The sequence below is a fragment of the Dokdonella sp. genome (assembly GCF_036518555.1).
Classification (GTDB): Bacteria; Pseudomonadota; Gammaproteobacteria; order Xanthomonadales; family Rhodanobacteraceae; genus Dokdonella_A.
This window is the reverse complement of sequence record NZ_DATDMY010000146.1, coordinates 1-9,965: the sequence shown is the minus strand read 5'-3', so window position 1 is coordinate 9,965 and position 9,965 is coordinate 1. Positions and strand designations below refer to the sequence as shown.

8 protein-coding genes are annotated in these 9,965 nt (G+C 68.9%); 3 read left to right on the top strand and 5 right to left on the bottom strand.

What is annotated here, in order from left to right; translation table 11 throughout:
- A partial coding sequence (locus tag VI238_RS08935; protein ID WP_331650563.1) for an amidohydrolase family protein occupies nt 1-828 on the top strand: 828 nt, incomplete at its 5' end.
- Between the two features lie 173 nt (nt 829-1,001).
- Here VI238_RS08935 and VI238_RS08930 read toward each other — a convergent pair.
- The 3 genes from VI238_RS08930 to VI238_RS08920 form a co-directional block, all read right to left on the bottom strand.
- Nucleotides 1,002-1,895, bottom strand: a complete 894-nt coding sequence (locus VI238_RS08930) for a hypothetical protein (protein ID WP_331650561.1) — start codon at nt 1,893-1,895, stop codon at nt 1,002-1,004.
- A gap of 214 nt (nt 1,896-2,109) precedes the next feature.
- A complete protein-coding gene (glmU, locus tag VI238_RS08925; protein WP_331650559.1) occupies nt 2,110-3,480 on the bottom strand; it encodes a bifunctional UDP-N-acetylglucosamine diphosphorylase/glucosamine-1-phosphate N-acetyltransferase GlmU in 1,371 nt (456 codons plus the stop codon).
- Between the two features lie 217 nt (nt 3,481-3,697).
- Nucleotides 3,698-5,650 (bottom strand): right-handed parallel beta-helix repeat-containing protein, encoded by a 1,953-nt coding sequence (locus VI238_RS08920; protein WP_331650557.1) that lies wholly within the window; start codon nt 5,648-5,650, stop codon nt 3,698-3,700.
- A 156-nt stretch (nt 5,651-5,806) separates the two neighbouring features.
- Here VI238_RS08920 and VI238_RS08915 point away from each other — a divergent pair, with 156 nt between their 5' ends.
- Together VI238_RS08915 and VI238_RS08910 are read left to right on the top strand one after the other, a co-directional pair.
- On the top strand, nt 5,807-7,807 hold the full coding sequence (locus tag VI238_RS08915; protein ID WP_331650555.1) for a hypothetical protein: 2,001 nt from the start codon (nt 5,807-5,809) through the stop codon (nt 7,805-7,807).
- A complete protein-coding gene (locus tag VI238_RS08910; RefSeq protein ID WP_331650553.1) occupies nt 7,804-8,184 on the top strand; it encodes a GtrA family protein in 381 nt (126 codons plus the stop codon). The genes VI238_RS08915 and VI238_RS08910 overlap by 4 nt, the downstream gene beginning before the upstream one ends.
- A gap of 153 nt (nt 8,185-8,337) precedes the next feature.
- Here VI238_RS08910 and VI238_RS08905 read toward each other — a convergent pair whose 3' ends face one another.
- Together VI238_RS08905 and atpD are read right to left on the bottom strand one after the other, a co-directional pair.
- Nucleotides 8,338-8,763: a F0F1 ATP synthase subunit epsilon gene (locus VI238_RS08905; protein ID WP_331650551.1), complete on the bottom strand. Its 426-nt coding sequence runs from the start codon at nt 8,761-8,763 to the stop codon at nt 8,338-8,340.
- Nucleotides 8,764-8,872: 109 nt separating this feature from the next.
- The coding region (gene atpD / locus VI238_RS08900; RefSeq protein ID WP_331650549.1) for a F0F1 ATP synthase subunit beta at nt 8,873-9,965 on the bottom strand (1,093 nt) is incomplete at its 5' end.

Here is a 9,965-nt window from a genome sequence, read left to right as displayed (position 1 = left end):
TCGATCAAGCCGGAACTGATGCCGCTGATCGCCGCGCGCGCGCACGAGCGCGGCCTGCGCGTGAGCGGCCACGTGCCCGCGTTCATGTCCGCGCGCCAGTTCGTCGAAGGCGGCGCCGACGAGATCCAGCACCTCAACTTCATCGTGCTGAACTTCCTCTTTCCTGAAGTGAAGGAAACGCGCAACCGCGACCGCTTCATCAAGGTCGCCGAGCACGCGCGCGAGTTCACGCCGGACAAGCCCGAGGTGCGCGAGTTCATCGCGTTCCTGAAGGCGCACCACACGGTGCTCGACCCGACCATGACGATCTTCGAGAACCTGTTCAACGGCGATCCGGCCGCGATCGTGCCCGGGCTCGAGACCGTCGCGCCGCGACTGCCGCCGCAGGTGCGGCGCGGCCTGTACGGCAACTCGCTGCCGGTGCCGAAGGGGCAGGAAGACGCGTACCGCGCCGCGTTCCCGGCGATGCTCGCGCTGCTGAAGGCGCTGCACGACGCCGGCGTGACGATCATCCCCGGCACCGACGCGCTCGCCGGTTACCAGCTGCACCACGAGCTCGAGCTCTATGCGAATGCGGGCATCGCGCCGGCCGACGTGCTGCGCATGGCGACGCTCACGCCGGCGGAGGTCATGGGCGTCACGCGCGACCGCGGCGTGATCGCGCCGGGCAAGTACGCCGACCTGCTGCTCGTCGACGGCGATCCGACCCGCGACATCGGCGACATCCGCAAGGTCGCGACCGTGGTCAAGGGCGGCAAGCTCTACGACACCGCCGCGATCGAGCGTGCGCTCGGTATCACGCCGCGGTCAATGTCGGGGAGCCTGTGAGCCTGCCCCGGGAGCCAAATAGCGTATGCGCGACGGTCATGTAGGCGTAAAGCCGACGCGCTGGCGGTAGACCCGGTCCTGCAATTGGGTCAATTTTTGGACAGCGATTGCATTGAAGGATGCCTTGAATCGACCAAGAGCGCCGGATAGGCGACGCGGGGAACGCGGGATGACTATTTTCTTGGGTGGGACTGCTCGGACTTTGGCGCGGCCATGGGCGTTTGGACTGGATTCGGCGGCAACGTAGCTCCCTCCCGGTCGGCAGTTCGGCGAAACTCATCGGAGTAACCTAAATCCAAGCGCACCGCGCTGAGCAGATCGCGCGCCTCTTCCGCGGTCAGTCCTCTACGCAGGGGCGACCTTATAAGGACGCAGTTCGTCTCTGCACGCTTAAGAACCAACCAGTCGTATGTGTCGTTGTAGATGGGCTGAATGCGGCCGGCGGGAACTTCGAAAGAAATGGCACCTGCGCGGCCATCCAATTCCTCGAAGGATACCTTGGAACAATCCACAAGCTCCTCGGAATTCGGAATTCCTGAGGGGACATATTCAACTTCCTTGGGCACGCCGATCCCGCTCGCGACCACCGCACGCAGTTCCGCGAAGTGCTTCTCACCGATCCTCGCGCGTGCCGCCAGCTCCTCGGTCGTGGGCAACCCCGGCATGAAGCGCTGCGTGTCCGGCATGAGCAATGCCGCGGAAAAATCCCGGCCCTCCGCCGCGGTGAGCCGGCGATGCAGGGGCTCGGCGATGTAGAAGCAGAACTGGCCGTCGAGCTGGTCGTTGTCGTCGAGATAGATGTTGTTGTACGAGTACTCCACGCCTTCGATGCCGACATGGGCGACCGATTCCTCCGGCTCTTTGCCTGCCGGACAATCGATGATCTGCGAGTACGCGTGGTCGATCTGCTGTCGGACCGCTTCGGGTTCGTACGGTTTGCGTTCGGCGACCTTGGTGCGCAACGCGCCAAAGAGGGCCTCGTAGTCCTTGTCGTCCGCTCGTGCCGGGCCGGCCACGCTGGCCACGGCGAGCAAAGCGATCCATGCTGCATTCCTGCTCCAGCTCATTTCATTGTCCTTGCGTGTTCCTGAGAAACGGGATTCCCGTGTGCGGGACTATCCGTTTTGCTACAGGTAATGGTTGCTCGTAGTCCTGCACGAAACATCAGCACGCTTTGCGACAATGACGCAAACGGACTATGGCGACGCGCAACCGGCGACCATCCCGGGGAATGGCCGGCTGATGGCCGAGGCACTGCCCGAGACGACGACACCGTGCTATTCAGGTCCTCTTCTTCGGCCGCTGCCAGCCCGGCACCGTCGCCTGGCGCGCGCGCGCGACGGTGAGTTCGCCCGCAGGCGCTTCCTTGCCGATCACCGAGCCGGCGCCGATCGTCGCGTCCTTGCCGATGCGCACGGGTGCGACGAGCGCGGTGTTGGAACCGATGAACGCACCGTCCTCGATCGTCGTCACGTGCTTGTCGACGCCGTCGTAGTTGCAGGTGATCGTTCCGGCGCCGATGTTGACGTCGCGACCGACTTCGGCATCGCCGATGTAGGCAAGGTGGTTCGCCTTCGAATGCTCGCCGAAGCGCGCCTTCTTCGTCTCGACGAAGTTGCCGATGCGTGCGTGCGCGCCGAGTTCGGTGCCGGGACGCAGGCGCGCGAACGGGCCGATGTCGCATGGACCGTGGGTGACGACGCCGTCGAGGTTGCAGTGCGAATGCACGACCGTGCCGGCGGCGAGGGTCGAGTTGCGCACGCGGCAGAACGGCCCGATGCGGACTTCGTCGCCGAGTTCGACCAGGCCCTCGAGGATCACGTCGATGTCGATCTCGACGTCGCGACCGACGCGTACGTCGCCGCGCACGTCGAAGCGAACGGGATCGGCGAAGCGCACGCCGGCGGCCGCGAGCTGGGTCGCGCGCAGGCGCTGGTGCATGCGTTCGAGCCCGGCGAGCTGCCACGGGTCGTTCGCGCCGAACACTTCCTGTGGATTGATGCATGGCACCGCCTCGGCCGGCTCGCCTTCCTCGTTCGCCTGCTCGAACACGTCGGTGAGGTAGTACTCGCGTTGCGCGTTCGCGTCGGTGAGGTTGTTGATCCACACGCGCAGGCGGCGTGCGTCGGCGGCGAGGATGCCGCTGTTGACCCACGTGATCGCGCGTTGCTCGAGCGTCGCGTCCTTCTCCTCGACGATCGCGCGGATGCGGCCGATGCCGTCGCGCACGACGCGGCCGTAGCCGTACGGGTTCTCGAGCTGGGTCACGAGCGCGGCGAGCGGCGCCTCGACCGCGAGCAGCTTGCCGAGGGTGTCGGTTCGGATCAGCGGCACGTCGCCGTAGAGCACGAGCACGCGCGCACCTTCGGGTACGTCGGGCATCGCGAGCTTGACCGCGTGGCCGGTCCCGCGCTGTTCGGCCTGGTGTACCCACGACAGGTCGCCGAGGTCGGTGACGGCGGCCTTGACCTGTTCGCCGAGGTGGCCGTAGACGAGGTGGATGCGCGCAGGCTGCAATGCGCGCGCGGAGTCGAGCACGTGGGCGAGCATCGGCCGGCCGGCGAGCGGCATCAGCACCTTCGGCTTGGCCGATCTCATCCGCTTGCCCTCGCCGGCGGCGAGTACGATCACGTGCAGGGGTGCGCTCGTCACGGAACATCCTCTCAACAGGACGCCGGCCGCGTCGCGGTGCCGGCTCGCAAGGTCGCGGTCGGTCCGCGCCACCCCGTCCACCGGGGCCCGTTGCGGCCGGCGCCGGCGAGCGGCGCCCGATGGCCGCCGCGGGAGCCGTCGGTGAGACGTGGCTCACATTCTAGAGGCGGATCGATGCCCGCGTCGCGCCGTCCGTCGCCGGCAAGCGCCGGCCGGATCAGTCGTAGCCGTCGGCGAAGATGAGGTCGATGCGTTCGATCGCGCCGATGTCGGGCGCCGCGTCGGCGTAGGTGTCGTTGATGCCGGGCAGCAGGACGCCGCGGTCGACGAGCGGGCTCGCGCCGAGCGGCATGAAGTCGCCCGAGGCAGGCGCGGCGAGCAGCGGCGGCGCGGATATCCCGTGCAGTTCCTGCCCGGTCCCCGAGCGTAGCGCGGCGAGGTCGGCGTAGTCGGTGGCATACCAGCGCGCGAGCGGCGCGGTCGCCGCGTGCACGTCGTCGTAGTCGAACGACACTGCGATCGTGTTGATCTTTCGCAGTGCGTAGTGCGCGCCGTCGTAGACGTTGTTGCGACTCGTGAGTGACGTGGTGACGCCCGGATCGAGGAACACGATCGCGGCGGTGTCGGGCACCGTGGTGGCGAAGGTATTGTGGTAGAGCAGCAGCGGCCCGACCGGTGTCGGATAGTCGCTGTTGATCTTGATGCCGCTCGAGGTGTAACCGTCGACGAGCGCCGAGTGCGTGTCGCCGAGGTTCCAGGCGGTGTTGCGCACGATCCAGACGGGGCCCGTGCCTGCCGGCGCGACGGCGAATGCCATGAGGCTGTCGCGGATGCGATTGGCCCAGATGCGGACGTTCGAGCAGTAGCCCTCGGCCTCGATCGCGTCGTCGTTGTGGCGGTAGATCGTGTTCTCGTAGACGTCGGTCTCGTTGCTGAACCCGGCAGGCGGCGCGGAGTCGCCGCACGGATGCAGGCCGTCGTAGGTGTCGTGCACCGTGTTGCGGCGGATCACGTTGCCGCGGCCGACGTCGTTGGTGAAATAGATCGCGTTGTTCTGCGCGCTGCTGTCGTGGGTCGCCTCCCACGGCCAGCCGAAGATCGAGCTGTCACCGATCTCGTTGCGCTCGATGAGGTTGCGGTCGCCGCCCTTGACCCATATTCCGGTCGCCGCATTCTCGTGCAGGCGATTGCCGGAGACGATGACGTCGCTCGCGTAGCGCAGGTAGATGCCCTTGCCGTATTCGTCGCTGCCGTAGTGGCGGATCTCGAAGTTCTCGATGCGCACGTGATGCAGGCCGTCGACGACGAAGCCCGCGGGCAGGCGCGCGACGTCGAGGCGGCGCTGCACGGGCGTCGAACCGTCGCTGAACTTCACCGACAAGGTCGTGCCGTCGAAATGGAAGCCGCCGGGCGCGCCCGACGACAGCGTGCGCAGCGCGGCGAGGCTCGCGTACGGGAACAGCCGGCCCTGGTCGCTGACGACGAGCGCGGTCGCGAACCCGGTCGCGCGCGACCACACGCCGTTGCCCGCGTCGGTCCAGTTCGCGCCCGCCGCGATCGCGGCATCGGCACCGTCGAGGATCGCGCCGGGCGCGCCTCGAAAGACGATTGGCTCGCTCGCGCTGCCCGCGACGGGCACGTCGACGCTTTCGCGATAGACGCCTGCGGCGACCGAGACGAGGTCGCCCGGGCGCGACAGGTCCGCGGCGCGCTGGATCGTCTTCAGCGCCTGTGCCGGGCTCGTGCCGTCATGCGCATCGGAGCCCGAAGGCGCCACGTAGAGCGTGCGCGACGGAACGAACGCGGTGGGTTCCGCGCGCGTGGCGACGCTGGCGGTACGCGCCGGCACTGCACCGACGCCGTCCGGGTCCGCGAGCGTGACGCGGACGTCGTAGGCGTGCCCCGCGTCGAGCCAGAACAGGCTGCCGAGGAAATGCGTCGCGTCGACGCGCACGAGCGGATGGCCGGCGCGCCACGCGGGTGAGCCCTGTTCGCGCCATTCGAGCTGGGCCGATGCGTTGCGGTTCGCGTCGCCGGCGACGGTCGCGACGACGCCGCCGGCCGCGAGGGTGCCGTAGCCGTCGAGTGCGGTGAACGTCGACGCGTTCTGCGCGTGCGCGAGGCACGGCAGCAGCAGGAGCGGCAGGATACGGCGGCAGTCGGCACGCATGGGTGGCGGCAAGGTCGGACGAACGCGGCCGATACTGCCACGCCGATGCCGAGGTCGATGTGATGCGCTCGTTAGCGATGCGGCCCGTGTGCGCGACGCCGGTCACGGATCGCATAGGACTGCTAGCATGGTCGGCCGCACGGCCCGGATTCGACGATGCCTGCAGTTGCTCGCGCCACCGCCGCCGCGGCCCTGGTCTGGACCGGCGTGATCGCGTGCGCGGCGGGCCTGGTGCTGCACCGCCTCTGGCTCGCGCTGACGTGGAACCGCTGCGTCGATGGCCTCGTGCTCGCATTGGTTTCGTTCGGCCTGGCGACCCTGCTGCGACGCGTGCGCGCGATGTCGCTCGCAACCGCGTTCGCATGCGTCTGGGCGGCGGCGCTCGTGTGGTTCGCCGGCGTGCTGCCGGTACTCGCGGTCGCCTTGGTCGGCGCCGGCGCATGCGCACTGGGTGGACTGCTGCTCGGCGATGACGACGATGCGTTGCTCGCACTCGCGGTCGGCCTCGTCGTGATCGGCGGGCTCGCGGGGTGGACGTTGCAGTGGCCGATCCATCGCGCGTGGGTGTACGTGCCGCTGCTCGTGGCCGCGTGCATCCTGCGGTCTGCCGCGCTACGCCGCGGGTTCGTCGCCGTACGCGCCGGTTGGCGGACCGCCGTCGCGGAATCGCCGCGCCTCGCCGCGGTCGCCATGCTGGCGCTCGGCCTCGCCTCGGTCGGCGCCTGGCTGCCGACGATGCAGGCCGACGACCTCGCCTACCACCTCGGCCTGCCGAGCCAGCTGCAGCGCCACGCCGCCTACGCAGCGGATCCCGAGCAGCAGATATGGGCGCTCGCGCCCTGGCTCGGCGACGTGCTGCAGGCGATCGCGCAGGTGATCGCACGGCGCGAGGCGCGAGGCGCGCTCGACGCGCTGTGGCTGCTCGTCGTGGCCGGCGCCGTGTGGCGGCTCGCGCGTCGCGTGGGGGCGGACGTCGCCGCGGCCTGGTTGACGCTCGCGCTGTGCGCGAGCCTGCCGCTGCTGGCCGCGCTGCTCGGCAGCATGCACACCGAGTTGCCGGCGACGGCACTGCTGCTCGCGTGCGCGCTCGCGATCGTGGACGCACGCGGCGATCGCCTGCTGGCGGGCGCGGCGCTCTGCGCTGGTCTGGTCGCGCTGAAATTCGGCAGCGCAGTGAGCGCGCTCGTGCTCGTCGTGTGGGCGCTCGCGCGCGCACGCGGACGCGTCGACTGGACGCGCATGCCGGTCGCGCTCGTGCTGTTCGCCGCACTCGCCGGGTCGAACTACGCGTTCGCGTGGCAGGCGACCGGCAATCCGCTGTTTCCGTTGTTCAACCAGGTGTTCGCGTCGCCGCTGCTGCCGCCCACGCAGCTGGCCGATCCGCGCTGGCACGCGGGTTTCGGCTTCGCCCTGCCGTGGTCGATCACGTTCGACACGGATCGCTACCTCGAAGCGGCGGACGGCGGCTTCGGCTTCGTGCTCGTCGCGCTCGGCGGCGCATGGCTGCTCGCACTCGCGCGCCGCGAGACGCGCGCGCTCGCGCTCGTCGCGAGCGTCGTGCTGCTGCTGCCGCTGCTGCCGATGCAATACGCGCGCTACGCGTTCCCGGGCCTCGTGCTGCTGTTGCCCGCCCTGGTCGTCGCCGCCGCGCGTTCGCTCGGCGCGCGCGGCGCGGCGTGCGTGGTGCTCGCGACCTGTGCGCTCGATGTCGCGTTCCAGGCGAACGGGACCTGGCTGCTGCAGGTCAATACCTTGCGCAAGCTCGCCGGCAACATGGACGGCGCCAGCGAGGCGCTACGGCGCTACGCGCCCGAACGCACCCTGATCGCCGAGTTGCGCCGGCGCGACGATGGCGACTCGGTCGTGCTCGCGCTCGATCCGCAAGCGCCCTACATCGCCGAACTCGCACGGCGCGGACGCAGCGTGTCGCACTATGCGCCGGCGCTCGAACGGGCACGCATGGCTGCCGACGCCAGCGGCGACGATGCGGGCTGGCAGGCCCTGATCCGCGGCGTCGACGCGCGCTGGCTGTTGCTGCGGCCCGAGCACCTCGGCGACGCGCAGCGCGCGGCGCTCGCCGCGCTCGGTGCGCGGCGCGTGGCGACCGCCGGTGCGGCGGAACTGTGGTCGGTCGATGCATCGCGGGGGGCGCCGTGAGCCTGCTGCGGCAGGGGCGTTCGTTCGTCGCCGTCGGCGTGCTGCAGTGGCTCGTCGACTGGAGCGTGATGTTCGCGCTCAGTCGCGCAGGGGTATCGGTCGCGGCCGCGAACGTCGCCGGTCGCATGGCCGGCGCGCTGCTCGGCTTCTGGCTCAACGGCAACTACACGTTCGCGCAGGACGCTGGCCGCCCGGGCTGGCGCCAGCTCGGACGCTACGTGTTGCTCTGGTGCACGAGTACCGTGTTCAGCACCGCGGGCGTGTCGGCGATCGACGCGCTGTTCGGGCTACGCGGTGCGTGGCTAGGCAAGCCGCTCGTCGACGGCGCGCTCGCGCTCGGCAGCTTCCTCGCCTCGCGCCACTGGGTCTACCGCTGAGAGAAAAATAAAACGCCGGCTTGCGCCGGCGTTGTTCTTTGCTTCACGTGAACAGTGTGGCCATGGATGGCCACTCTGGAGCCGCGCAGAACAGGATTCTTCACGGCTCCATCGACCCAGCTGACCCATGCGATCCCGGACGGATCGCACGGTTCAATGCTTGAGGGAGCGCCGCAGCCGCTCGAGCGCCTGCAGCTGCGCGAGCGCTTGCGCGAGCTGGGCCTGCGCCTGCGCGACCTCGAGTGCATCGGTACGGTTCGCGAGCGCGCGCTCGGCGTCGTCCTTCGCCGCACGCGCGGCGGCCTCGTCGAGGTCCTTGGCGCGGATCGCGGTATCCGCGAGCACGGTCACGACCTGCGGCTGCACCTCGAGGATGCCGCCGGAGACGTAGAAGAACTGCTCTTCGCCGTTCTCGAGCTGAACGCGCACCTGGCCCGGCTTGAGTCGCGTGATCAGCGGCGCGTGGCGCGGCGCGATGCCGAGCTCGCCCATCTCGCCGGTCGCGATGATCATCTGCGCCTGGCCGTGGAAGATCTCTTCCTCGGCGCTGACGATGTCGCAGCGGATTGTGGTTGCCATGTGAATTCCTAAAAACAGCGCTGGGGGCTGAGGGCCGAGGGCCGGAAGCGGACGAGCTGCGGGCTCCTGATTTCAGCCCTCAGCCCTCGGTCCCCGGCCCTGCTGTTCCTCAAGCGGCCTTCTTCTCCATCGCCTTGGCCTTCTCGAAGGCCTCGTCGATGCCGCCGATCATGTAGAACGCCTGTTCCGGCAGGTGGTCGCACTCGCCGTCGCAGATCATCTTGAAGCCGCGGATGGTTTCCTTGAGCGTGACGTACTTGCCCGGCGCACCGGTGAACACCTGCGCGACCGTGAACGGCTGCGAGAAGAAGCGCTCGATCTTGCGCGCGCGGTAGACCGTGTTGCGGTCGTCTTCACTGAGCTCGTCCATGCCAAGGATCGCGATGATGTCCTTGAGCTCCTTGTAGCGCTGCAGCGTGCCCTGCACGCGGCGCGCGACGTCGTAATGCTCCTGGCCGATCACGAGCGGATCGAGCTGGCGGCTCGTCGACGCGAGCGGATCCACCGCCGGGTAGATGCCGAGCGAAGCGATGTCGCGCGACAGCGCGACGGTCGAGTCGAGGTGGGCGAACGTCGTCGCCGGCGACGGGTCGGTGTAGTCGTCGGCCGGGACGTAGACGGCCTGGATCGACGTGATCGAGCCGGTCTTGGTCGAGGTGATGCGCTCCTGCAGCACGCCCATTTCCTCGGCGAGCGTCGGCTGGTAGCCCACCGCGGACGGCATGCGGCCGAGCAGCGCCGACACTTCCGTGCCCGCGAGCGTGTAGCGGTAGATGTTGTCGACGAAGAACAGCACGTCGCGGCCCTTGCCGGAGGCGTCCTTTTCGTCGCGGAAGTACTCGGCCATGGTGAGGCCGGTCAGCGCGACGCGCAGGCGGTTGCCCGGCGGCTCGTTCATCTGGCCGTACACCATCGCGACCTTCGACTGGGTCTTGTCGTCGAGCTTGACGACGCCCGCATCGATCATCTCGTGGTAGAAGTCGTTGCCTTCGCGCGTGCGCTCGCCGACGCCGGCGAACACCGACAGGCCCGAATGCTGGGTCGCGATGTTGTTGATGAGCTCGAGCATGTTGACGGTCTTGCCGACGCCGGCGCCGCCGAACAGGCCGACCTTGCCGCCCTTGGCGAACGGGCAGACGAGGTCGATGACCTTGATGCCGGTCTCGAGCAGGTCGCTCGCCGCGGCCTGCTCGTCGTACGAC

Bases quoted from the DNA above. Each gene is read 5' to 3' on its own strand.
- VI238_RS08930 (WP_331650561.1), bottom strand. From the start codon at position 1,895: ATGAGCTGGAGCAGGAATGCAGCATGGATCGCTTTGCTCGCCGTGGCC.
- VI238_RS08920 (WP_331650557.1), bottom strand. From the start codon at position 5,650: ATGCGTGCCGACTGCCGCCGTATCCTGCCGCTCCTGCTGCTGCCGTGC.
- VI238_RS08905 (WP_331650551.1), bottom strand. From the start codon at position 8,763: ATGGCAACCACAATCCGCTGCGACATCGTCAGCGCCGAGGAAGAGATC.
- VI238_RS08915 (WP_331650555.1), top strand. From the start codon at position 5,807: ATGCCTGCAGTTGCTCGCGCCACCGCCGCCGCGGCCCTGGTCTGGACC.